The sequence below is a fragment of the Streptomyces sp. NBC_00091 genome (assembly GCF_026343185.1).
GTDB lineage: Bacteria > Actinomycetota > Actinomycetes > Streptomycetales > Streptomycetaceae > Streptomyces.
In genome coordinates this window covers 5,961,881-5,985,563 of record NZ_JAPEMA010000001.1, presented here as the reverse complement: position 1 = coordinate 5,985,563, position 23,683 = coordinate 5,961,881, and the positions used below count along the sequence as shown (strand labels likewise).

Annotated in this window: 16 protein-coding genes and 2 pseudogenes; 5 read left to right on the top strand and 13 right to left on the bottom strand. The window is 69.0% G+C overall.

What is annotated here, in order from left to right; translation table 11 throughout:
• Window positions 1-167 precede the first annotated feature (167 nt).
• The gene (locus OOK34_RS27520; protein WP_267036544.1) at window positions 168-1,883 is read right to left on the bottom strand and encodes an LPXTG cell wall anchor domain-containing protein; all 1,716 of its coding nucleotides are present in this window, start codon (window positions 1,881-1,883) and stop codon (window positions 168-170) included.
• A 442-nt stretch (window positions 1,884-2,325) separates the two neighbouring features.
• Here OOK34_RS27520 and OOK34_RS27515 point away from each other — a divergent pair, with 442 nt between their 5' ends.
• A complete protein-coding gene (locus OOK34_RS27515) occupies window positions 2,326-2,658 on the top strand; it encodes a WhiB family transcriptional regulator (protein ID WP_267036543.1) in 333 nt (110 codons plus the stop codon).
• A gap of 750 nt (window positions 2,659-3,408) precedes the next feature.
• Here the strand turns inward: OOK34_RS27515 and OOK34_RS27510 are convergent.
• The 3 genes and pseudogenes from OOK34_RS27510 to cas2e form a co-directional block, all read right to left on the bottom strand.
• A pseudogene (locus OOK34_RS27510) lies at window positions 3,409-5,481 on the bottom strand (family 43 glycosylhydrolase).
• Window positions 5,482-5,777: 296 nt separating this feature from the next.
• Window positions 5,778-7,580, bottom strand: a complete 1,803-nt coding sequence (locus OOK34_RS27505) for a family 43 glycosylhydrolase (protein WP_267036542.1) — start codon at window positions 7,578-7,580, stop codon at window positions 5,778-5,780.
• A gap of 403 nt (window positions 7,581-7,983) precedes the next feature.
• Complete coding sequence (gene cas2e / locus OOK34_RS27500) at window positions 7,984-8,280, bottom strand: type I-E CRISPR-associated endoribonuclease Cas2e (RefSeq protein WP_267036541.1); 297 nt, start codon at window positions 8,278-8,280, stop codon at window positions 7,984-7,986.
• Between the two features lie 103 nt (window positions 8,281-8,383).
• Between cas2e and OOK34_RS27495 the strand changes: the two are divergent.
• Window positions 8,384-8,599 (top strand): annotated as a pseudogene (locus OOK34_RS27495) (ABC transporter ATP-binding protein); the annotation flags it as partial.
• Window positions 8,600-8,690: 91 nt separating this feature from the next.
• On the opposite strand, the gene OOK34_RS27490 reads toward OOK34_RS27495, so the two are convergent.
• From OOK34_RS27490 to OOK34_RS27450, 9 genes are all read right to left on the bottom strand, one after another.
• Window positions 8,691-10,172 (bottom strand): non-reducing end alpha-L-arabinofuranosidase family hydrolase, encoded by a 1,482-nt coding sequence (locus tag OOK34_RS27490; RefSeq protein WP_267036540.1) that lies wholly within the window; start codon window positions 10,170-10,172, stop codon window positions 8,691-8,693.
• Window positions 10,172-10,915: a cupin domain-containing protein gene (locus tag OOK34_RS27485; protein WP_267036931.1), complete on the bottom strand. Its 744-nt coding sequence runs from the start codon at window positions 10,913-10,915 to the stop codon at window positions 10,172-10,174. Before OOK34_RS27485 ends, OOK34_RS27490 begins: the two co-directional genes overlap by 1 nt.
• The gene (locus OOK34_RS27480; RefSeq protein ID WP_267036539.1) at window positions 10,912-11,772 is read right to left on the bottom strand and encodes a PmoA family protein; all 861 of its coding nucleotides are present in this window, start codon (window positions 11,770-11,772) and stop codon (window positions 10,912-10,914) included. Before OOK34_RS27480 ends, OOK34_RS27485 begins: the two co-directional genes overlap by 4 nt.
• Window positions 11,769-12,815, bottom strand: a complete 1,047-nt coding sequence (locus OOK34_RS27475) for a Gfo/Idh/MocA family protein (RefSeq protein WP_267036538.1) — start codon at window positions 12,813-12,815, stop codon at window positions 11,769-11,771. Before OOK34_RS27475 ends, OOK34_RS27480 begins: the two co-directional genes overlap by 4 nt.
• Window positions 12,812-13,870 carry an endo-1,4-beta-xylanase gene (locus OOK34_RS27470; RefSeq protein ID WP_267036537.1) on the bottom strand — a complete coding sequence of 353 codons (1,059 nt, stop codon included), beginning with the start codon at window positions 13,868-13,870 and terminating at the stop codon, window positions 12,812-12,814. The genes OOK34_RS27475 and OOK34_RS27470 overlap by 4 nt, the downstream gene beginning before the upstream one ends.
• Window positions 13,871-13,899: 29 nt before the next feature.
• Window positions 13,900-15,234, bottom strand: coding sequence for a glycoside hydrolase (locus OOK34_RS27465; protein WP_267036536.1), 1,335 nt, complete (start codon window positions 15,232-15,234; stop codon window positions 13,900-13,902).
• Between the two features lie 90 nt (window positions 15,235-15,324).
• A complete protein-coding gene (locus OOK34_RS27460; RefSeq protein ID WP_267036535.1) occupies window positions 15,325-16,155 on the bottom strand; it encodes a carbohydrate ABC transporter permease in 831 nt (276 codons plus the stop codon).
• Window positions 16,152-17,048 carry a carbohydrate ABC transporter permease gene (locus tag OOK34_RS27455; protein ID WP_267036930.1) on the bottom strand — a complete coding sequence of 299 codons (897 nt, stop codon included), beginning with the start codon at window positions 17,046-17,048 and terminating at the stop codon, window positions 16,152-16,154. The genes OOK34_RS27460 and OOK34_RS27455 overlap by 4 nt, the downstream gene beginning before the upstream one ends.
• 85 nt (window positions 17,049-17,133) lie before the next feature.
• Window positions 17,134-18,426, bottom strand: a complete 1,293-nt coding sequence (locus OOK34_RS27450; protein ID WP_267036534.1) for an extracellular solute-binding protein — start codon at window positions 18,424-18,426, stop codon at window positions 17,134-17,136.
• A 230-nt stretch (window positions 18,427-18,656) separates the two neighbouring features.
• On the opposite strand from OOK34_RS27450, the gene OOK34_RS27445 reads away from it, so the two are divergent.
• Genes OOK34_RS27445 through OOK34_RS27435 form a run of 3 tightly spaced genes read left to right on the top strand, consistent with a single transcriptional unit; the run spans window position 18,657 to window position 23,414 of the window.
• The gene (locus tag OOK34_RS27445; protein ID WP_267036533.1) at window positions 18,657-19,670 is read left to right on the top strand and encodes a LacI family DNA-binding transcriptional regulator; all 1,014 of its coding nucleotides are present in this window, start codon (window positions 18,657-18,659) and stop codon (window positions 19,668-19,670) included.
• A gap of 31 nt (window positions 19,671-19,701) precedes the next feature.
• Window positions 19,702-21,921, top strand: a complete 2,220-nt coding sequence (locus OOK34_RS27440; protein WP_267036532.1) for a glycoside hydrolase family 3 N-terminal domain-containing protein — start codon at window positions 19,702-19,704, stop codon at window positions 21,919-21,921.
• A complete protein-coding gene (locus OOK34_RS27435; RefSeq protein ID WP_267036531.1) occupies window positions 21,918-23,414 on the top strand; it encodes a glycoside hydrolase family 43 protein in 1,497 nt (498 codons plus the stop codon). Before OOK34_RS27440 ends, OOK34_RS27435 begins: the two co-directional genes overlap by 4 nt.
• The last annotated feature ends 269 nt before the right edge of the window (window positions 23,415-23,683 follow it).

Sequence of the window (23,683 nt, the reverse complement as noted above, 5' to 3'; positions counted from 1 at the left end):
TCGGGCCACCCCACGGGCCGGGACCGGTGCCGAGGTAGGCCAGGTCCAGGTCAACGACCCCGGCCTTGTTTGTTACCTGACCGCCGACGCCGGCGCGGAGGCCGACGGCCCGGCGCGCGCCACGGGTGGGTGGCGTTGCTGCCGGGCCGTCGGTCACTCACGCGGTCTCACTTCCCGTGCAAAGCCCTGCGGCGACGTCCGCGAAGCACCAGCACGCTGCCGGCGGCGATGACCAGCAGGCCACCGAGGGCGCTGTAGGTGATGGTGTTGCTCACCCCGGTGGAAGCCAGGCCGCCGGACGTGCTGCCCGGGGTCGGCTGGCCGACGGGTACGCCGCGCTCCGCCTGCGCACGGGTGCCGGTCGTGCCGGAGGCGGTAACAACCGGCGTGGCGGCGGTCGGCGTGGGGGCGGGCGTCGGCTTGGCAGCGCCGGCGGTCCCCGACGCGGGCTTCAGCTGAAGAGTCGTGATCGAGTACGGCGGCAGCGTCTGTGCGACCGCCGTGCCCCGCTTCGCCGTCGTCAGGGCAGTATCTCCCTTGGCATACGAAACGGTCGTGACCTCCCCGGCGGCCGGGGTGAATCCGGCGTACGAGAGCGACACCGGCGCCGCGTTCTGCGGGCTCTTGTTGATCAGCATGACGTTCAGACCGCCGTTGCCGCTCCGCACCGCGTGCACGGCAACCGACGAGTTGCCCGAGGACGACTTGACCATGGTGTCGCCGGGCTGCGCCAGTGCGGTCAGCGAGCGGATGCCCCAGTAGGTGGGGAAGGGCGTGTCGCGCGGCGGTTGGCACTTCCCCCCGGCGCAGGTTCCAGCGGAGAGAATGCCCCCATCCCGGTAGTCGGTCTCGCCGTGGACGGTGGTGGGTGCTTCGCCCGAGCCGTTGTGCAGGTTCCACCAGTCCACGTGGGTGGCACCCTGCTCGAACCAGGTCATGTAGGTGTCCGGCGCGAACAGGGCCGCGGCCTGGCTGGTCAAGGCGGGCGAGCCGACGGCATCGGTCTCGGTGACCGCGATCTCCACCGAAGCGGCGCGCGAGCCCGCGTACTTGGCGATCAGCGAGCGCAGCGAGGACGTGACACCGGCGATCCGCGAGGGGGTGTTCAGCAGGTCGGCCGTGGTGGTGCCGCCCGGATACCAGTGGACGATGACGAAGTCGATCGAGCTTGCCGCGATGGAGAGCACCGTGTGGTTCCAGTCGGCGCTGTCACCGGGAGCCTTCTCCGTATCCGGCCAGCCGCCGGGGGTGGTGAGCACCGCTCCGATCTTCACCTTCGGGTCCACGGCCTTCATCGCCTTCGAGTAGGCGACCAGGTTCTTTCCGTACTCCTTCGGGCTCTTGTCGGCGTGGGTGTCGGTTTCCCATCCCTTGCCGTTGCCGTAGTGCCCGTTGCCGTAGACCTCGTTGCCGATCTCCCAGTACTTCACGCCGTAACCTTTGTCGACGTTGGCGTACTTGACCCAGTCGGCGGCCTCCTGGGGGGTGCCGGAACCGTAGTTCGCGGTCAGGATCGGCTGGGCGCCGACCTTCTTCGCGGTGGCCATGAAGTGGTCGAAGTTGGTGTTGGAGGGGATCCAGCCGCTGCCGTCGCCGGAGGTGTGGGTCTTCCAGTGGTAGTCGTCCGCGCCGGAGCCGCCGGGATAGCGCAGTTGCCGGACTCCCGCGGCCTTCATCAGCGATGTCACCTTGGGGTCCCCCATGTGCTCGTCGCCGAAGCCCGTGTTGAGGCCGACACCACTGCTGGGCACCGTGCCCAAGGAGGTACCGGCATCCACACTGATGCGGACGGTCGGCGCTGCGCCCGCGCTGGGCGCCAGGGCGCCGACACCGGCCGAGGCGGCGAGCACCGCCACCGCCCCCACGACCAAATGCCGGAGCATCCGGCTACGGCGGGGCGTGCGGTCCCGAGGCATCGGCTGCTCGGGGGATCTCGGGTTGCCTGGTGACATGTGGGGCTCCGATCGGGTGTTGACACAGAGGGTGTAGGGCCGCTGATCACGGCTCGCCCTCGTCGGTACACCCCTAAGTGGCCGGCCGGAGCGGAAAGGTTGCCGTTTCAAACATCTTTTGCCGAGACGCGGTCGCACCGTCTCACCGGACCCGGTGGCCCCGTGACACGCCCGGGCTGGTCCTTGCCGCCGGGGCCGCGGCCAGGAGCGCCACCTCGGAGCGTCCATCAGTAGGTGCCCGTCCTGGCGCTGGACAGCTTGTTCCCGTCCACCACCGCGTGACGCCACCGGTGGTGCCGCTCGTTGGGCCCGGGTGACAACTCCTCCCCCCGTCCCATGGTGGGGGGGGCAGGCCGATCGGGGAGAGGACGGCATGGGGGCGGTCGCGGGTGATGACGACGAATGGGGCAAGCGGGCACTTTGCCGTACTGCTGACCCCGAAGAGCTGTTCGCAGAAGGCGCCGCCCAGAACAGGGCGAAGGCTGTCTGTGGCGGCTGCCCGGTGCGCACGGAATGCCTCGCCCATGCTCTTGATCAGCGTATCGAGCACGGTGTCTGGGGAGGTATGACGGATCGGGAGCGACCCGCGCTCCTACGCCGGCGCCCCACGGTGACGTCGTGGCGAAAGCTGCTGCAGGCCGCCCACAGGGAGCACGACCGGTCAGCGCGTGCCGCAAACGGAGCGGGCTGGCAGGCAGCCGGCTGACGCGGTCGGTACGAAGCCGACGAGGCGACCCCTCTTCACAAGTCCGCGTTTAAACTCCGCGGCCTCGCCCGAGGGGCCAACCTGACACGGGGGGCCGAAAGGCTCACCCCAACATGGGCTCGAGAACAACGTCGATCGTCAGGGCGAACCGGGGCCGTGTGGTGCGACTGGTGCCTTGAGCCGCCTGGAGAGTCCGATCGCTGCTGCTGCCGAGCCACAGCCCCACGACCAGATCGGGAAGGTACTGCTCCATGGGGACCGCAGTGGGCCGGATCTGGCGGAGACGGTGCGGTAGTGCGGTGCGATCCGGACTGCCTCGGCGGGGTCGCGGGTGGGTTGTGGCCAGTTCCGGTGCGGGATGCGTTTGAGTTTGTAGTTGGACATCTTGCGTTTGACCACGCGGCGGTTGCTGCGTCGTCGCCGTCTCGGCAGGAGCCGGGCCAGGATCTCGCGGACCCCGTCGAGCAGTGCGCCGGCTAATCGCGCAGGGGAAAAACGCGACCTGCCGTGCCTGGCACACGGCTCAGGGCGGCGCCACGTCTCCCGAGCGCGCGGCGCGGCACGCAGCGGTCAGGACCGGCAACCCGGCGTTCGATCCTCTTCAGAAAGGGTTGCCGTCCGGTCCAAGATTTTTTCGGACCTCGCTGTCGGCCGTGCGACCTCGGGCGCGCGCAGACCGAAACTCCCCTTGCCCAGCGGGCAGGGGGAGTTTCCGTGGGCTTGAACCGGATACCGGTGTCAGCAGGAGGACTAGCCCGTGGAGCCGACGCGGACGAGCATCCACTGCTGGTTCACGCCGCCCCAGTCCGAATACTGGACGATGCCGGTCCCGTCGGCGGAGGAGAAGCCCGGTACCTCGACGGCCTTCCCGCTGTTGCGGTTGATCAACCGGACGTATCCGTCCGGTGAGTCCACCAACCGGAACTGCTGGTTCACGCCACCGTGGTCGCTCCACTGGTGGATGGCGGCGTTGTCGGCCGTCGACCAGCCGGAGACGTCCAGCAGCTTGCCGGAGTGCCTCGCCTTCAACCGGTAGTAGCCGCCACCGGAGTCCACGAACTGGAACTGCTGGTTGGGCCCGTCGTACCGGGCCCACTGCGTGAGGGCGGCGCCGTCCGCGGAGCTCACGCCCGCCACGTCCAGTGCCTTGCCGCTGTTGCGGTTGACCATGACGTACCAGGCGTTGGTGTCCACAGGGGCCGCCGGCGCGTTCGCGCGCAACTCGAAGCGTTCCACCAGCACTTCGCCGCCGAGGGCCCGGGTGGCATGGTTGAAGACGGCGAAGCGGTAGCCCATGAAGAAATGAGGCCTCTCGCTCATAGTGAAGGCCGGGCCGAGCCGGGTGAAGGTGGTGCCGTCGGTGCTGTAGGAGAACGTCGCCTGACGGCCCGGCCCCGGGCTGATGTCGGCGGCGGCGCGCAGCCAGACGCGGCTGCCGGACGCGGGGAGGTCGGCGCGGGCCTGCTCGGTGCCGGTGCTGCTGGTGTTCCAGCTGGCGTCCATGGTCAGGCCGTCGAACACCACCAGCCTGCTGACGCCGCCCTGCCGCGTGACGCCGATCCAGGCGGAGGAGTCCCGCAGCATCGCCAGCCCGGCCCGGTCGCCGTCCGCCATCCCGGAGCAGTCGAGCACGACGGTCGCGGTGGAGGCGGGGCCCTGGATGCGGCGGGTGAGGGTGTTGCGGGCGCTGTAGAGGTCGTCGGTGACGGTGGCGGTCCTGAGGGTGAGCCCGTTGTTGACGGTGAACGCGGCGGTGTCGGGGTTGTGGTTCCACTCCCAGTACGGCGCCAGCGCCGTTCCCTGGAAGGTGTCGGCGCCGGTCATCGGCGGGAGCGGGTGCGGGGTGACCGGGTAGGGGTATGTCTCGCCCCACGTGCCGTTGACGGTCTGGAGCTCGGGCCAGCCCTCGGCGTTCCAGGTGACCGGGGCCAGGGCGGGGACGCGGCCACCGGGATAGGCGTCGATGAAGCCCATGTAGTACCAGTCGCCGTTCGGGGTGTCGACCAGCGAGCCCTGGTGCGGTATGCCGCCGCCGGGGATCGGGCCGGGCAGGTCCAACAGCACCTCCCGCATCTTGTACGGGCCGAAGGGGCCTGATGTGGATTTCCAGATGTACTGGCCGTTGGGCGGGCGGGTGACGAAGATGTAGTAGTTCCCGTTGATCTTGTAGAAGCGGGAGCCCTCCATATAGTGGATCTCGTCGGGCTTGGTAAGCACGTGCTCGGACCTGACCTCGGTGCGCATGTCCGGGGAGAGCTGCGCGACGCGGATCTCGTTGGCGCCGTACGCCACGTACGGGGTGCCGTCGTCGTCGAAGAGCAGTCCCGCGTCGTAGTAATTGCTGCCGATCTCGGCGTGCCGGGTCCAGGGGCCCGCCGCGTTGGTGGCTCTGTATACGTACGACCGCTGCCCGCCGATCTGGCCCAGTCAGTAGAAGGTCCCGTCGCTGGGGCGGTGGCGCATCGAGGACGCATAGATGCCCTGGACGTACGCCCGTCCGCCGTTGAGGTCGTACGCGTCGCCGAAGTCGAGGACCGGCACCGAGTGGCCGATGAACTCCCAGTTGACCAGGTCGTAGGAGCGCAGGACGGGCGCGCCCGGCGAGAAGTGCATGGTCGAGCCGGTGTAGTAGTAAGCGTCGCCGACGCGGATGACCTCGAGGTCGGCGAAGTCCTGCCAGATCACCGGGTTGGTGAACCGCTCCTGCTGGGCCGTCGTGGCCGCCGCGCTCGCGCCTATCGCCGGCAGCGTGGTGCCCGCGACCAGGCCGACGGTGGCCGCCATGACTTTCCGGCGGCTGTGGGGGTGTTGGAGCCAGGACATACGAGATCAGCTTCCTCACGCGTGGGGGACCGAGAGCCGAAGTGTTAGCGTTAACATTTCCGAGGACGGGCCGTGCAGGGGGTGATCTGAGTGTCCCTAAGCATGTGCAGGAGCAGCCAGAGCGTTTGTCATTTCTGTCTGCAAGAGGCCACCAAGGGGTAGCGAATGCTCCGCATCGGAACGAGCAAAGGGACCGAGGGCTGACCCAGGCCGGGCGGCGAGATGAAGCCGTCGCGCAAAGGCACTGGACAGGGTCGGGCACCGGGTTGCCGGCCCGGGCCCGACCCTGTGTTGGTTCAGCTCTTGCCGGTCAGGCGCCAGACCTGGTTCTTCTTGGCGGCCAGGGCACTGGCGGAGTCACAGGTCCACTGGTGGACCAATGCTCCGACGGCGGTGGAGATCCCGCTGACGTCCACGCACTTGCCGCTGTGCACCGCGACGAGCTGGTAGTCGTTGGCGGCGACATGCCGCAGCGTGAACTGCTGGTTCGTGCCGCCGTGGCAGGTCCACTGATGGACCGCCTCACCGTCGGCGGTGGAGACACCGCGGATGTCGAGGCACTTGCCGCTGTGGCGGTTCACCAGGGAGTAGGTGTCCGCCACCCCTTGCACCGGACGGAAGTCGAACCGCTGTTCCTCACCGGCGCCGCAGGTGTACTGCCGGTACTGAGTGCCGTCGGTGGTGCTCTGGTTGGGGTCGTCCAGGCAGTGCCCGCTGTGCTGGACGACGGCGGTTGACGAGAAGGTGGACTGGCCGGTGGTGAACTGCCACCAGTTCATATTGAACAGGTACCCGCTGCCACCGGCGAAGCGCAGGTACAGATCGTGGGTCCCGGTCGCACCGGTAACAGGGCACGAGACCGTGCTCCAGGTCTGCCAGCCTCCGGTGCCCGACACCATGCATGTCCCGACCGTCGGCCCAGTAGCACTGTCCAGGTGCAGCTCAACTCGGCCGCCGCTGGTGTTTGAGGCCATCCTGGCGGTGAACGAGCCGGCACCGGTGCCGAATGCTACGCCCTTGACCTTGATGTAATCGCCGTTTTCAATCCAGCTGATGTTCATCCCGCCCTCGCTGGAGGGTTCGGTTTCGATGCCGCTGCCCCACGCGATGGACTCGGCTTCCTGGCGGACATAAGGATCGAGCGTGCCGGCCTGCGGCGCCCCGGCCGTCGTCATATTGATCGTCGGGATCGTTCCGTCAGCGTTGTAGGAAAACTTCTCCACTGCGACCGAGCGGGTGAAGCCGCCGCCGCCCGGGAGGGCGCCGTTGTGATAGAAGAAATACGAGTTGCCCTGAAAGTCCACGATGCCCGCGTGGTTGGTGAAGCTGTTGCCCTGGGCGGGCATGACTGTTCCACGGTAGGTCCACGGTCCGGTCGGGCTGGGTGCCGTGGAGTAGGCGATGAACTCCGAGCAGCACTTGGCGGCATACACCATGAAGTACATGCCGTTCCGCTTGTAGACCCATGGTGCTTCTTCGTACAGCGTGGGACGGTCGGGGTTGTCGGTGCGGGACCCGAAGCCCTCGGTGGTGAGCGGAATTCTGACGGGGCTGCCCGCGTAGGACGTCATGTCCGCATTCAGCTTGACGTACCAAAGATTCGGGTTGCCCCAGTACAGGTAGGCCTGGCCGTCGTCGTCGATGAAGACGGTCGGGTCGATCTCACTGTTCTCCACCAGCGGGTGGCCGAGGGCGTCCCGGAACGGGCCGGTGGGGCTGTCCGACACCGCCACGCCGATGGCGAATCGGCCGGTCGCCCGGACCGACACCGGCACGTACCAGTAGAACTTGCCGTCCCGTTCGACGGCCTGGCCCGCCCACGCGTTGGCGCCCGCCCAGCTGAAGGTGTTCAGGCTGAGCGGTGAGCCGTGGTCGGTCCAGTTGACCATGTCGGCGGAGGACCACGCCCGCCAGTCATTCATCACGAAGGAGGAGGTGGAGCCGTCCTCGTCGTGCCCGGTGTAGAGGTAGACCCGCCCGTTGTGCACCAGTGGGGCAGGGTCGGCGGTGTAGACGTGCTGCACGATCGGGTTGTCGGCCCTGGCCGCTGTGGGATGCACCGCGGCGGGAAGGACGGCGAACGCCAATATGAGGATCATCAGCACCCAGGCTGCCCGGGCGAGGCTCGTACCGGCGGCGGGTGACCTCACTGCGGCCGGGTGAGCCGTTGGCCTGTGGACGGTGGTACTGGCCATGGTGTGGTCCTTCCTGGTGCTGCGCGTCGGGGACTGAGCAGCTGGTCAGATGCGGAGGAGGGACGTTGGTGCGCTCGGGGTGTGGTCAGTGCGAACCGTGCGATGCGGACGGAGCCGCCGAGCGCTGGCGCTCCGTCAGACCGTCTTCGCCTTCTCGGATGCCGGGCGGGCGGGCGCTGCCTGCACGGGAGTTGGCGGTGTCGGCCATTGCGCTGCCTTTCGGTCGTCCGCAGCCTGCGCAACCTGGCAAGGGGCGACCTTCCATCCGAGAGGGGCCCACCCCCTGCTTCAATTCATACGGTCACAGCTATGGCTGGACGGCTGCGGTCATCCGGATCAAAGTGAGACCGTCGAAGTCGATCGGCACTCGGCGGCGTGTACCAGCTGTGCGGAGAGCACAGCCCTGCTCTGTGGGAGCCGTGTGGAAGAGGACCGCTTGGCCGTCGCCGACCACGGCCGAGACAGATGTCCACAGCTCGTCACGGACGCGGGCGGAGATCGTGCCGACGAAGATGCCGGGGACTGCTTCGGCGGTCCACCGACTGAGGGCGCCCCGGAGGTGGTCGGGGACCGCGGTGGTGGCGATGACCACCATCGACGGCATGTCAGCCCGCCTCCCCGCCGTAGTTGACGCCTGCGGGCAGGACGCCGGCCTTGGGGTCCCATAGGTGGACCATGTCGACGTGGTCTCGCTCGGTGGGGTTCTCAACGAACTCGCGGTACGCGACGTCATCACGCAGGCCGCCCGGACGACCACCGTCCTCGTCGTGGCACACCGCCTCTCAACGGTGACCCACGCCGACCGGATCGTGGTGATGGACGCAGAACGGGTACCCGCGGTGGGCACCCATGCGGAACTGCTCGGCCAAGACAGCCTGTACGCACGTCTGGCGGCCACCCAGTTCCTGGGACCGGCACGGTGACTCTTCTCTTCGCGTGACCCGGGCGGGCTCGGCCTCGTGTCGCCGAGCCCGCCACGCCGGCTCCGCTCCGGAGCCGGACCGTGTCACGTCGTCAGCGCTGCTGTGTCAGCAGACCCGGCCGGTAGGGCCATTGGCCGTAGTCGCCGCCGGAGTTGGGGTCGCGTCCCTGGTAGAGGAACTGCAGGTTGCAGGGATCGACGGTGAAGGTCTGATCGGCGCTGGTGCGGATCAGTTCGCCATGGCTGATGTCGTTGGTCCAGGTGGCGCCGCTGTTGGCCTTGCCGGCGAAGGAGTTGCTCTCGGTCGCGGCCTGGGGTGTCCATGAGCCGTTCAGGCTGGTGGCCGTGAACGAGCGGAAGTAGCGGCCCTGCGAGCCCCTCGCCTCGACGAGCATGAGGTAGCGGTCCTGGCCCTGGAGCTTGTAGACCTGCGGGGCTTCGAACAGGTTGTCCGCCGTATCGCTCATGATCGTCGTGTAGTTCGAGCCGAAACTGCTCGGGAAGTTCCCGATCGGCATGCTGGCCCGGTAGATCTTGCCGTTGTCACCGGCGAAGAACAGGTACATGTTCGTGCCGTCAGCTATGAGCGTCTGGTCGATGGGGCCTGTGGTGGAGCCGGTGATGCTTCCGGTGAAGAGCACCTGCTGTGAGGACCAGCCATTGGGGTTGGACGGGTCGCTCGACGTCCGGTAGGAGAAGGCGCTCCCGCCTCCCCACTGGTAGGCGAGCACCCAGATGTTCTTCGGCGCGAAGTAGAAGAGCGTGGGCGCGACGACGGAGTTCGACATCGTGTTCTGGCTGGCCGAGGCCATCTCCGGCCAGTTGCCGAACAGGCCGAAGTTCATCGAACCCCAGCCTGCTCCCGTTCCCGCGGCGCCGTGTGTCGTCGCATAGACGAGATGCTTGCCGTTGTAGGGGGCGACGGTGAAGTCCTTGAGCGACGCCCACCCGGCCTTGGGCTGCGCCAGTGCGCCCGTCGAGGTCCAGCGGTATGTCGACGGAAGAGCGCACGCACCGGGGTTGCCGGCACCGACCTTGACGAGCTGCCACTGCTGGTTGGTGCCGCCCCAGTCGTCGTACTGGACGACGTTCGCGTTGTCGGCGGTGGATCCGCCTTGTACCTCGAGAGCCTTGTTGCTGTGGCGCGCGATGAGCCTCACGTAGCCGTCCGAGCTGTCGGCCAGCCGCCACTGCTGGTTGGTCCCGTTCGCGTCGGCCCACTGGACGATCGAGGCGCCGTTCGCGGTGGAACCGTTCTGGACGTCCAGCACCTTGCCGGAGTGGCGGGACTTGATCCGGTAGTTACCGCCGCCGGAGTCGATGAACTGCCACTGCTGCTGGTTCTGATCGTTCCGGGTCCACTGGGTGATGCGGGCGCCGTCGCCGGTCGCCAGGTTGTAGACGTCCAGGGCCTTGCCGCTGTTGCGGTTGACCAGCACGTAGTAGGCGTTGGGGTCGACGGTCGCCGCGCTGGCGGGCTGGACGCTGAGGAAGGTGGCCAGGAGCAGCAAGGGCGCGAGGACGGCGAGCAGCCGTCGTCTCAGTTGGACCGGGGAGGGATGGCGAAACCACATCAGAAGGGCTCCTTTGGGGGGTGGGGGTGAGGTGACCCCGACGGACCGCGGAACGGCCGTATTGGGGGGGCGGGTACGGGATAGGTGTGAAGGCGGCCGCACATGCCGAAGCGTTGGTGCTCCGGACGCTCCAGTCGCGACACTTCGCCGTGGTCGAGGTGGGAGAGGTCTCCGGCCTTCAGCCGTTCCAGCTGACGGCCGGTCGTGACGGCAGCTGCCATGGGGCCGTCACGCCAGCGGATCCACCAGGCGTCCAGGAGCTCGCTCTTCAGGCGGTGGGCTGCGATGTGGAACTCCGGCAGCCCGCCTTCGCACAAGGCCAGGAAACCCTCGACCGCCAAGTCGCGGCGGCGGCGCGCTGCCGCGGAATAGTCGCCGGTCAGGGCTGCCGCCCTCCGGTAGGCGTGGGGATCGGCCAGGACCGGAGCAGGGAAGGTGAAGACGGCGTCGCCCGCCTCGGGAAGTCCGCCGTTCTGCATGAGCACCACGAGGCGCAGGCCGCCGTCGTTGACCAGGCGGTGGATCGTGCCGGGGGTGAACCAGACGACGTCGCCGGCGTGCAGCGGGGTCTCGGCGAAGCCGGAGGTGGTGAGGGTCTGGACACTGCCCGCGCCGCTGATGACGACGTAGGCTTCGGAGCAGACGAGGTGCATGTGGGGCGTGCCGCCGCACAGCCCGTCGGCGGCCTCCCAGTCGTACACGGTCAACCCGGAGATCCCCACGCCGCCGGGGAACGGGGTCACCACGGGTGTTCCGCGATGTGGCGGGACAGGCGCCCGGGGGCCCACGCACCGTCGGCCACGACGATCCGGTAGCGGCGCGACAGGGTCTCGCCCGGGGCCAGCGGCAGTTCCTCGTCGAATGCCAGGGAGGGGTTGACGGCTGGGAAGGGCTCACTGCGGACGAACCAGTCGCAGGGGGCGTCCGGATCGTCCAGGAACAGGAGCGTGGAGGAGCGGTCGACCTCGTCGTGCGTGCCGGTGAAGGCCAGCCAGTCACCCTGCTCGCCCATCGCGGGGCCGATCACTTCCCCGCCGGTGAAGTCGCGCGGGCCGCGCCAGAACAGGCCGGAGTATCCGGCGAGCCTTCTGCCCTGTGTGCCGGGGCTACCGAACAGCAGTCCGGCGCCCCGGACGTTGGTCAGTGCGGTGGTGACGTCCAGGGTCCAGGAGTCGGCCTCGACGTCGCGGGCGGTCAGCGTGCGGCGCTCGTCGATCCAGTGCTCCCCCGCCATCGTGTACCAGGCCAGGTCCTCGGTGATCACGGCGCGGCCGTGGCCTGTCTCGGCGGCCACGGTGAGGCTGCGCATCGTGCCGAGGTTCGGCAGGTCCACGTAGCCCTGGCCGCGCAAGTAGGTGCCGCCACCCCAGAAGTTGTGCCCCGAGAGCCACGACGCCGTGATCTGGATGCCCTTGTGCCAGCGGTGGTCGTGCGGCCGGTAGCCGGTGACCACGTCGCCGGCGAGCGTGCGCACCGGATGCAGGTAGGGTTTCGGCGCCTCGAAGGGGTCCATGACCGGCCGGTGCACGTACCGGAAGAGGTCGACGTCGCAGGCTCGGACGGTCAGCGAGTCCTCGTCCTCGATGAGTTCGAAGGTCATCGGAACACCTCCGGGCGCCCTCCGTTGAGCGAGCCGTAGAACGGGTCGGCCGCGTCGATCTCTCCGCGCCGGACCGGCAGGCCGGTGATCGCGGCCTTGTACAGGGCGGTGACCAGTTCCATGGTGGGCCTGCCGAGGTCGGGCCGGGTCCCCGCCTCGTAGTCGTCCAGGAAGGCCGCGAGTTGGGCGGTGTGCGAGCTGGGCAGGTCCTCCGGCGGCTCCCACTTCACGCTTTTCGAGCTGGTGGTGAACGTCCAGTCCGCGTTGGAGTAGCCGTACAGATGGCGCAGTTCGACCGTGGCATCGGTGAGATCGAACCGCAGGTAGCTCTCCTCGCGCGGGGAAAGGACGCTGTTGACGACCGTCGCGATGGCTCCGTTCTCGAACCGGACGAGGGCCGCGGACACGTCCTCGGTCTGGACGTCGCGTTCGAGGCGGCCGGCCATCGCGCGTACCTCGGCCCATTCGCCGAGCACCGCGAGCATCAGGTCCATCTGGTGGATGCCGTGGCCCAGGGTCGGGCCGCCGCCTTCGCTCTCCCAGGTGCCGCGCCAGGGCACGTCGTAATAGGCGTCGTCGCGATACCACGCCGTGACGCACTGCGCGACCAGGGCACGGCCCAGCGTCCCGGCCGCGATCCGGTCGCGCAGGTACCGGGCCCCCGAGCCGTACCTGTGCTGGAACACCGCGCCCGCGAGGGCGGGCCCTTCGGCGCGACGGATCCGGTCGAGCTCGGCCAGCGACAGGGCCACCGGCTTCTCGCACCAGACCCACGCGCCCGACTCCAGGCAGGCCACGGCCTGGTCGGCGTGCAGGAACGGAGGCGTGCACAGGTGAACGAGGTCCGGCCTCTGCTCCTGGAGCATCGTGTGCAGGTCGGTGTAGACCGCGGGTATGCCGTGTTCGGCCGCGAAGGCCTCGGCGCGCGCGGCGTCCACGTCGACGGCGGCCACGATCAGGGCCCGGTGCGCCTGCGCCCGGAGGGCGGGAACGTGGCATATGCCCGCGATCCCGCCCGTTCCGACGATCGCCGTTCTGATCATCCGCCCAGCACCTTCCTGATCGAGTGATAGGCGGGCTTGGGCAGCAGGTTCTCGTCGTAGGGCAGCGCTGCGCCCTCACCGGGGAAGACGGAGGGGATCCACGAGTACTTGTCCGTGTAGTCCCAGATGGTGATGCCGACGCATTTCCTGACCGCCAGGCAGGCCTTGACGTAGTCGGCGTACCAGGTGGCCTGGGTGGCGAGCATCGAAGGGGTCGCGGGGAGGTTCATCCGGATGTCGAGCTCGGTGATCGCGACCTCGACCCCGAGGTCGGCGAAGCGCTGCATGTTCTGCTGGACATCGGCCGGGAAGCCGTACTGGAGCGCCAGATGGCCCTGGATGCCGAAGCCCTCCACCGGAACGCCGTCGGCCTTCAACTGCTTGATCAGGGTGTAATAGGCGTCGCTCTTGGGGCCTATCCCGTCGACGTTGTAGTCGTTGAGGTACAGCTTGGCGTGCCGGTCGGCCTCGTGGGCCCAGCGCAGGGCGTCGGCGATGTAGCCGGGGCCGAGCGTCTTGTAGAAGAGTGATTCGCGGTAGGTGCCGTCGTCGTTGAAGGCCTCGTTGACGACGTCCCAGTGGATCACCTGGCCCTTGAAGTGCCGGACCTGCGTCTGGATGTGGTTCTTGAGGACGGCGCGCAGTTCGTCGGCGGTCCAGGCGTGCTCGGTGAGCCAGGCGGGGAGCTGGTTGTGCCAGATGAGGGTGTGGCCGCGGACCTTCTGGTGGTGGGCCTTGGCGAACGAGACGACCTCGTCGGCGGCGGTGAAGTCGAAGACGCCGCGTTCGGGCTCGGTGGCGTACCACTTCATGGCGTTGCCGGGGGTGGTCTGCCCGAATTCGCTGCCGAGGAGCTTCAGATAGGCGGCGTCGGTGAACTCGGGGTTGTCGGTGGCGGAGCCTAAGTACTTGTGGTGCTTCTTGGCCAGTTCTCCGAGCGTCCTGGGGCGGGGCTCGGCGGCTGCGGGCGCGGCGCCGAGGCCGGCCGCCAGGCAGACGGCGGCGGACAGAGCGGTGAGAATCCGGGACGTGGACCTGGACCTGGGAATGGGCATGACGGACTACTCCTGCGGTGATGGTCGGTTCAGTCGAGGACGATCGTGGTCAGCGCGCGTGGGGCGAGCGTCGCCTTGAGGGTCGTGCCATGGGTGGAGACGATGTCGGCCGGGGTGATCGAGCGGGTCTCGTCGGTGACGTAGCCGTCGGGGCGGCGGTCGTGCCCGCCGCGGAGAGAGAACTCGGCGGAGCTTTCGGTGGTCGCGGTGTTGAGGATCTCGATCACGCGGCTGCCGTCGGTGTTGCGGAAGGCCGTGATCTGCAGTGCCGGGCCGGCGTTCGTGACCGGCACGCGGACGGCGCCGGGGCGGATGAACCGGCTGAAGGCGGCCAGCGCCCAGTACCGCTTGGACACCCGGTAGTCGTCACCGGGGTTGGCGAGCTGGATGAGCCCTCGGGTCGCGCCGAGGGACGCGCCGGTCCAGTAGACGTAGGCGTTGGCGTTGCCGACGGCCAGGGTGTTCTGGATGTCGGCCGCGACGGTGAGACCGTCGTAGCCGCTGCCGTCGTGCCAGTTCTCGTTCCAGGTGGCGCCGTCCGGCGACCATTCCGACATCCACACGTGCTTGTCGGTCGGCTGCGCCACCTCGGTCGGACCGCTGTAGCGGTGTCCGGTGATGGTCCGCACGGCCTTGCCGGCCGCGGGGTCCGCCTCGATGGCTTCGGTGTAGGCGACCTGTCGGTCCCAGCCCGCGGCGTCGCAGCAGACCACCCCGGTCTTCAGTCCGGACGCGCGGACGGTCGGCCCGAGCACCTTGAGGAAGTCGACGGCCTGCTGCGGGGTGAACCGCATCGAGGCGTAGGTCGCCGTCCAGTCGGGTTCGTTGGTGAACCCGAGGTCGGTGATCCCGATGCCCTCCTGCCGGTAGAACTTCGCGTACTGGACGAGGTAGTTCGCGTAGGCCTGGCGCCATTCGGGGCGCAGCTCGCCGCCGTCGTTCTCGCTTCCGTTGGTCTTCATGAAGGCCGGGGCGCTCCAGGCGTCGGCGAAGAACCGTGTGACGCCGTAGTCCTTGGCCTCCTTGGCGAGCCAGACCTGACCGCCGTCCCAGCCGTCCCAGACGTACTTCGGCGTGGCCTGCGGCCCGCCGGGATCGGCCGGCAGGATCGTCGGCATGTGGTCGTAGACCCTGTCGGCCGACGACCCGATGCCCAGGCGCAGGATCGAAAGGCCCGCGCCCTTGTCCTTACTGAGCAGCAGGTCGAGCACCTCGCGCTGCTTGGCCGGGCTGAGGCCGCGTGCGCCGTGCAGCAGGTCGGCCCGCTGGAAGGCCATCGAGAAGCCGAATCCGTCTATGGGCTGGAGTTCGGCGCGGAAGTCGATGACGGGGTGCGCGGGGGCGGGGTGCGCGGGGGCGGCCACAGCCTGTGTTGTTAGCGCTAACAAAACTGCGGTCGATGCGGCCAGGCGTTTCACGGCGTCTCCTCGGGGGTGGAGGTCGGGCGGGACGGGTCAGCCCTTGGTGGCGCCCGCGGTCAGTCCGCCGATCAGCTGCCGCTCGGCGACGGCGTAGAAGGCGAGGGCGGGGACCATCGCGAGCACGATGTAGGCGAGGACGAGCGCGTAGTCGGTCGAGTACTGGCCCTGGAACTGCTGGACGCCGACCGGGATCGTCTGCCATTTCGGGTCGTTGAACACCAGCAGCGGCAGGAAGAAGTTGTTCCAGCTCGCGACGATCGCCAGCACCGAAACCGTGCCGAGCGCCGGACGCGCCATCGGCAGCAGGATCTTCCAGAAGAAGCGGAACTTGCCGCAGCCGTCCATGACGGCCGCCTCCTCGACCTCTGCCGGGACGGTCCGGAAGAACCCGCGCAGAATGATGATCGTCATGGGGAGCCCGAAGGCCGCCTGCGGGAGGATCACTCCGAGCGGGTTGTCGAGCAGGTCGAAGTTGCGCAGCAGCAGGAACAGCGGCAGGACGGCCACCGCGAACGGGAACATCAGCCCGATCGTGAACAGCGTGTAGAACAGCTCCCTGCCCCGGAAGGCGTAGCGGGCCAGTACGAACGCCGCCATCGCGGAGACCGCCACCGTGCAGCATGCCGTGCCGATCGCGATGCCCGCACTGTTGGCGATCTGCCGCCAGAACATTCCGTCGCCGAGAATGCCGGTGTAGTTGCCGGTCTTCCAGTGCTCCGGCAGCCCGAACGGGTTGGTCGTCAGCTCGCCGGTGCTCTTGAACCCGGAGATCACCGCGTAGACCAGCGGCACGACGACGAACGCGCCGATCAGCCAGACCACGGCGTGCAGCGACAGGCCGCGGGTCGTTCTGCGGGCGTTCATCGGCCACCTCCCGTGGTGACGGCCCCGCTCAGGTCACGGCGCAGAACGTACCGCTGGTAGAAGAGGGAGAAGACCAGACTGATCATGAACAGGACCACGCTGATCGCACTGGCGTAGCCGACCTGGTAGCGCTTGAACCCGAACTGGAACATCGAGATCGCCATCGTCTCGGAGGAGTGGTTGGGCCCGCCCGCGGTCATGACCCAGACGAGGTCGAAGAGCTGGATGGCGCCGATGACCGAAAGGAAGACGCTGATCCGGATCGTCGGGCCGAGCAACGGCAGCGTCACGTGCCGGAAGCGCTGCCAGGCGCCGGCGCCGTCGATGGAGGCTGCCTCGAGGATCTCGCCCGGGATGCTTTGCAGCCCGGCGAGGAAGAGCATCATGTGGAACCCGAAGTACTTCCAGGTCATGACCACGAACAGGGTCGGCATGACCGTCGAGGGATCGGCGAGCCACTTGCCCTGCAGCCCCTCCAGGCCGAGGGCGCCCGCGAGATGGTCGGCCATGCCGCCACCGGGAAGGAAGATCATCGTGAAGAGGACCGCCGTGACCACTTCGGACAGGATGTACGGCGCGAAGAACAGCATCCGGTAGACGGCCCGGCCGCGCAGCCTCTGGTTGAGCAGGACGGCGGTGAACAGCGCGAACGGCAACTGCACCGTGATCGACAGCGTGATCAGGTACAGCCCGCGCTCCAGATCGCCGAGGAAGACCTGATCCCGGAAGAGGGTGGCGTAGTTCCCGAAGCCGACGAACTCCTCCAGGGGGCCGACCCCGCCCCACTTGAAGAAGCCGGTGTAGACGGCGACCGCGATGGGGGCGAGGACGAAGACGAGGAAGAGGACCAGAGCCGGGACGAGGAACCAGGCGACGGACGCCCAGCTTCCCAGCCGGCGCGGGAGCGAGCGTGCCGGGGCGGGCGGGCCCACCGGCCCGGCGTCCTGCGTCCGCTCCTTGGTCAGGGTGGACACGGAGCTAGGCACCCTTCGCAGCCTCGGTGATCGACTTGGTGACCTGCTCGGGCGTCTTCTTGCCCGCGATGAGGTCGGCGACGCTGTCGTTGACCTCCTGGCCGACCGCCGGCGGGTAGGCCTGGTCGAGGAAGAGCTGGAAGCCCGTCGCCTTGACCAGGCTGTCGGCCACCACCTTCCTGTTGGGGTCGGTGAGCTGGCTCTCCGCGCCCTTGACCACCGGCAGGTAGCCGTTGGAGGCCAGCAGCTTGGACTGGTTGTCCAGAACGAAGAACTTCAGGAAGTCCAGCGCCTCCTTCGACGCACCCTTGCGCAGCGCGAAGCCACCGCCACCGCCGAACACGTCGGTGGCCCGACCGACCCCGCCGTCGACCGTGGGGAAGGGGAAGAAGCCCAGGTCCGCGCCGAGGTCGGCGCCCGCGTCCTTCTGCACCGACGGCCCCCACTGCCCCATCAGCTCCATGGCGGCCTTGCCGTTGCCCATGGTCGCGGCCTGGCCGCCGGGGGTGGCGTAGCCGGCGCCGAGGAAGGCAGTCTGGAACGGCTGGAGGTCGACCAGCTCCTTGAGGTGGGTGCCTGCCTGGACGAAGCCCGCGCCGGTGAAGTCCTTGGCGGTCGCGGCCTGCTGCAGCGCGGGGAGGCCTGCGACGCGCATTGCGAGGTAGGCCCAGTAGTAGTGGCCGGGCCATTTCTCCTTGCCCGCGAGGGCGATCGGAGTGACGCCCGCCGCCTTGAGCTTCTTGACGTCTTCCAGGAGCTCGGCCCAGGTGGCCGGCGGAGCGGCGATCCCGGCCTTGGCGAAGAGCTTCTTGTTGTACCAGAAGCCGACCATGCCGACGTCGTAGGGCACCCCGTAGGTCCGGCCCTCGAACTGATAGGCCTGCAGCGAGACCGGGGTGAGCTCGGACGACCAGCCGAACACGTCGGTGAGGTCCTCGACCAGCCCCGCGTCGACCTGCTGCCGCAGAACGCCGCCGCCCCAGGTCTGGAAGACGTCGGGGAGCTTTCCCGAAGAGGTGGTGGCGGTCAGCTTGGACTTGAACGCCTCGTTCTCCAACGAGGTCGTCTTGATCGTGATGTTCGGGTGGGCGGCCGTGAACGCCGAGGAAATCTGCGGGAAGAGGGACTTCCCCGGCTCCGTCGTGGCGATGTTCCACCACGCGAAGGTCACCTTGCCGCCGGCCGTCGGCATCGAGCCGGAGTCCCCGCCGCCACAGGCCGCGGTCAGCGAGACGGACAGAGCGGTCAGGCCCGAGAGCGCCAGGAAGCTTCGTCGGCTCGGGGGTGTGCTGGCCATGGGACCTCCGGGGTGGGGAACACGGTTCGATTTCGAAATTCTTTCGCAACATCCTCGATTCGGTGCTGCCACAAACTAGGAACGCACGGGCCCCCGGTCAAGCTTTCTTACTGATTTCCCTTTGGCAGCAGCGCACTTGGAGCTTGACAACCTGGTCGCGCCGACTGGAAACTCTTCGAAAGTTTGCGATACCTGTCGTCAGCCCAGAACGTCCGCACAGAGGAGAGAAGTTGAGCGAGCAGCGTCCGACCCTGGCCCTCATCGCCGCGGAGGCAGGGGTCTCCCAGGCCACCGTGTCGAAGGTGGTCAACGGCCGCTCCGATGTCGCACCCTCGACACGCGAACGGATCGAGGGCCTGCTGCGCTCCCACAACTACCTCCACCCCGGCGGGCAGGCCAGGGCCCGCAGGTCCGGCCTGGTCGACCTGATCATCGGTGGTCTGGACAGCGCGTGGGCGGTGGAGATCCTGCGCGGCGTCGAGGCCGAGTGCGCCCAGCGGAGCGTCGGCACCGTCGTGTCGCTCGTCCCGCCGGGCGAAGCCACGCCGTCGAGCTGGGCCGCCCTGCCGGTCCTGCACCACAGCGACGGCGTCATCCTCGTCACCGCCTCGGTCACCCAAGCCCAGCGTGCCCAGGTCGAACAGGCCGGGGTGGCGCTGGTGGTCATCGACCCGATCGACCTGCCGGGCAACGGCGTGCCGAGCATCGGCGCGACCAACTGGGCGGGCGGCCTCGCCGCCACGGAGCACCTGCTGGAGCTGGGGCACCGCCGGATCGGCGCGATCGGCGGGCGCAAGGAGATGCTCTGCAGTCAGGCCCGCATCGACGGATACCGCGCCGCGCTGGAGCGGGCCGGGATCGAGGTCGACCGCGACCTGATCCGGTTCGGCGACTTCCAGCACGAGGGCGGGTTCCAGCGCGCACGGGAACTGCTCGCCCTTCCCGAGCCGCCGACCGCCATCTTCGCCGGCAGCGACCAGCAGGCGATGGGCGTCTACGAAGCCGCCCGGCAGGGCGGGCTGAGCATCCCCCAGGACCTCAGCGTGGTCGGCTTCGACGACCTGCCGATGTGCGAATGGCTGTCACCGCCGCTGACGACGGTGCGCCAGCCGCTGGAGGAGATGGGCCGGCTCGCCGCCCGCACACTCTTCCAGCTCCTGGACGGTCAGCCCCTGGTCAGCCCCCGGATGGAGCTCTCGACCGAGCTCAAGGTCAGGCTCTCCACCGCCCCGCCCCGTCTCTAGGTCGTGTCGTCGAAGTCCCTAGGAGAACTCCTTGACCGAGCCCTGGCGTGACCCCCTCATACCCGTGTCCGTACGAGTCGCCGATCTGCTGAAACGAATGACGCTGGAAGAGAAGGCGGGTCAGCTCACCGGCTTCTGGGCGCTGCCGTCGGATCCGGGCGCACCGGTCGCGCCGATGGAGGACGATTCGGGCGAGTCCGCGCCCGGCCTGGACGACATCGTCGCCCACGGCCTCGGCCAGCTGACCCGGGTGTACGGCACCGCGCCGATCGCCGTGGAGGCCGGGATGGAGCGGCTCGCCTCGCTCCAGCGGCAGGTGACCGGATCCGGCCGGTTCGGGATCCCGGCGGTCGCTCACGAGGAGTGCCTGACCGGGTTCATGACGTTCGGAGCCACGGTCTTCCCCGGGCCGCTGGCCTGGGGCGCATCCTTCGATCCCGGGCTCGTGCGCCAGATGGCCTCCGCCATCGGCGCGGGGATGCGGCAGGTCGGCGTCCACCAAGGGCTGGCCCCGGTGCTCGACGTGGTCCGCGACTACCGATGGGGCAGGACCGAGGAGTGCATAGGCGAGGACCCCTACCTCGTCGGAGCGATCGGCACCGCCTACGTGCAGGGCTTGGAGGGCGCCGGGATCGTGGCGACGCTCAAGCACTTCGCCGGGTACTCGGCCTCACGCGGCGGCCGGAACATGGCCCCCGTCTCCTCGGGGCCGCGCGAGTTCGCCGACGTACTGGTCGAGCCATTCGTACGGGCACTGCGCGAGGGAGGCGCCCGGTCGGTGATGAACAGCTACACCGACGTGGACGGAGTCCCGGTGGCCGCCGACGAACGGCTGCTGACCGAGCTGCTCAGGGGTGAGCTCGCTTTCAGCGGTGTGGTCGTCGCCGACTACTACGCCGTCTCCTTCCTGGAAACCCGGCACGGTGTCACCGGATCGCGGGGCGCGGCCGGCGCGCTGGCGTTGACCGCCGGAATCGACGTCGAGCTGCCCACGGCCCGCTGCTACGGCGAGCCGCTGACCGAACTCGTCCGGTCGGGAGTCGTGTCCGAGGAGCTCATCGACCGGGCCGCGGAACGGGTCCTGCTGCAGAAGGCCGAGCTCGGCCTGCTCGACCCCGGCTGGGAACCCGTCAAGCCCGAGCCGGTCGACCTCGACCCGCCGGAGAACCGGGCACTGGCCGGGCTCCTGGCCGAACGGTCCACCGTGCTGCTCGCCAACGACGGCACCCTGCCGCTGCGGCCGTGCCGCGTGGCGATCAGCGGGCCGTACGCCGACGACCCCCAGTCCTTCCTCGGCTGCTACTCCTTCCCCAACCACGTCGCGCTGCCCGGCGACCTCGGGCTGGAGATCCCGACGCTCGGCGAGGCGCTCACCGCTGCCGGGTTCACGGTCACCGCGGACGATCCGGACGTGAACGTGCTGGTGCTCGGGGACCGGGCCGGCATGTTCGGCCGGGGCACCTCCGGCGAGGGCTGCGACGCCGAGACCCTCGACCTGCCCGGCGACCAGGCCGCGCTCGCCGACGCCGTTCTGGACGCCGGGGTGCCGACCGTTCTGGTCCTCGTCTCCGGACGGCCCTACGCACTCGGCACGCTGGCCGAGCGCGCATCGGCCGTGGTGCAGGCCTTCTTCCCCGGCGAGGAGGGCGGGACGGCGCTGGCCCGGATCATCAGCGGGGCCGCGGAACCGTCCGGGCGGCTGCCCGTCTCCATCCCCCGCCAGGCCGGCGGCCAGCCCGGCACCTACCTGCACGCGAGGCTCGGCGGGCACACCGACTGGAGCTCGGTGGACCCGACCCCGCTGTTCCCCTTCGGACACGGGCTGAGCTGGACCAGCTTCACCTGCTCGGAGTTGTCGGTGGATCCCGTTGCCGCGACGGACGGGGCCGTCTCCGTTTCGGTCACCGTACGCAACGTCGGCGAGGTGGCCGGGACCGAGGTGGTCCAGCTGTACCTCTCCGATCCCGTGGCGTCCGTCGTCCGGCCGCAACGGTGGCTCGCCGGATTCGGCAGGGTCGAGCTGCAGCCGGGCGCGGCCGCCCGGATCACCTTCTCCGTCCATGCCGACCGGACCTCTTTCACCGGGCTCGACCTGCGCAGGAGAGTGGAGCCCGGGGAGATCGGCGTGGCCGTCGGACGGTCCAGCGGCGACCTGCCGCTCCAGGGCTCCTTCACTCTGGAGGGCCCCGTACGCCACCCGGCGGCCGACCGGGTGCTGTCCGTGCCGGTCGAGATCGTCCCGGTTCCATGACCACGTCCTGCGATGATCCCGTCTTCGGTGATCCCGTGCTGCCCGGGTTCCGGCCCGACCCGTCCGTCTGCCGGGTGGGAGCGGACTACTACCTGGTGACGTCCAGCTTCGAATGGTTCCCGGGCCTTCCCGTCTTCCACAGCCGCGATCTCGTGAACTGGCGGCGCATCGGCTCCGCGCTCGACCGAGCGTCGCAGCTCGACCTCGACGGGTGCGAGCCCTCACGGGGTCTGTTCGCACCGACGATCCGGCACCATGAGGGGGTCTTCCATCTCGTCTGCACACTGATGGACGGCCCCGGCCATTTCGTCGTCACGGCGACCGACCCGGCGGGGCCGTGGTCACAGCCGATCTGGCTGGACGGCGAGGGCTTCGACCCGTCGCTGTTCTTCGACGACGGTCCGGACGACGGCGATGGCGACGGGGGCGGCGGCAGCCGGGCCTGGTTCACCGCCGCCCGCGTGCTGGACGAGGCCGGCGGCCGCACCGCGATCTGGATGCGCGAATACCTTCCCCACGAACGACTGCTCACGGGACCGGAGCACGTCCTGTGGTCGGGAAGCCACCCGGGCGCCCGATGGTCGGAAGCCCCGCACCTCTACAAGATCGACGGCAGTTATCTTCTGCTCACCGCCGAGGGCGGCACCGATGTGGACCACAGCGTGGTGGCCGCCCGCGCCGACCGCGTGACCGGCCCCTACGAGGGCGCCCCCGGCAACCCGGTGCTCCCACCCGCCAAGGGGCCGGTCACCTGCACCGGGCACGCCGACCTCGTCCAAACCCCGTACGGCGACTGGCGGGCCTTCCTTCTGGGCGTCCGCCCGGGCTCCGCCCTCGGCCGCGAGACCTTCCTCAGCCGGATCACCTGGGACGACGGCTGGCCGGTCTTCTCTCCCGTCGACCACACCGACCTCCGCCGGCCCCTCCACGACGACTTCGCCACCCTCGCCGCCGACTGGAGCACCCTGCGCACCCCACCCGCGCGGTTCTGGACCACCGGCGACGGACTCCGCCTCCAGCTCCGCCCCGAACACCTCGGCGAACGCACCGTCCCGTCCCTCCTGGCCCGCCCCCAGGAACAGCCCGACTGCGACGTCTCCACCGAACTGCACTTCGTCCCCGCCGCACCGGACGAAGAGGCAGGCCTCGCCGTAGTCCTCGACGACGACACCCATCTCCTCTTCCTTCGCACCACGGAGGGACTCAGCCTCCGCCACGGGCCCGAGATCCTGGCCGGCGTTCCCGTCCCGCCGGGCCCCGTTCGCCTGGGGGTCCGCATCCGCGGCTTCAGCCACACCTTCGCCCACGCGGCTCCGAACGGCGCCTGGGAGGATCTGGCCACCATCGAAGCCACCTTCCTCACCCCGCTGTTCACCAGTGTCCAGCTGGGCCTCTACGCCACCTCCAACGGCCGCCCCTCCACCAGCCAAGCCCACTTCACGTGGTTCGACATCACGTACCCGAGCCGGCAGGAACCGCCAGGCAGGCCCTGACGTCACTGACGCCGCGACCAGGTGGCGGTCCGCGTCCGCCACCTGCCGCCTCGCACCTCACCTCCCGCCCAGTCGACCCCCATTGACCTCGGTGTACCTGGCCGCGATGCACGCCGCCGGAGCGGATCGATCGCCTGGAGCAGCTGCGCGCGGTGCGCGGGACAGCCTTGTCGGCACCGCCCGACGGAGGTATTGACACGTCAATTGTGAGCGTTAACACTCATGCGCAGCAGGCAGCCGCAGCACCGACCTCGCAACCGCCGGTCGAA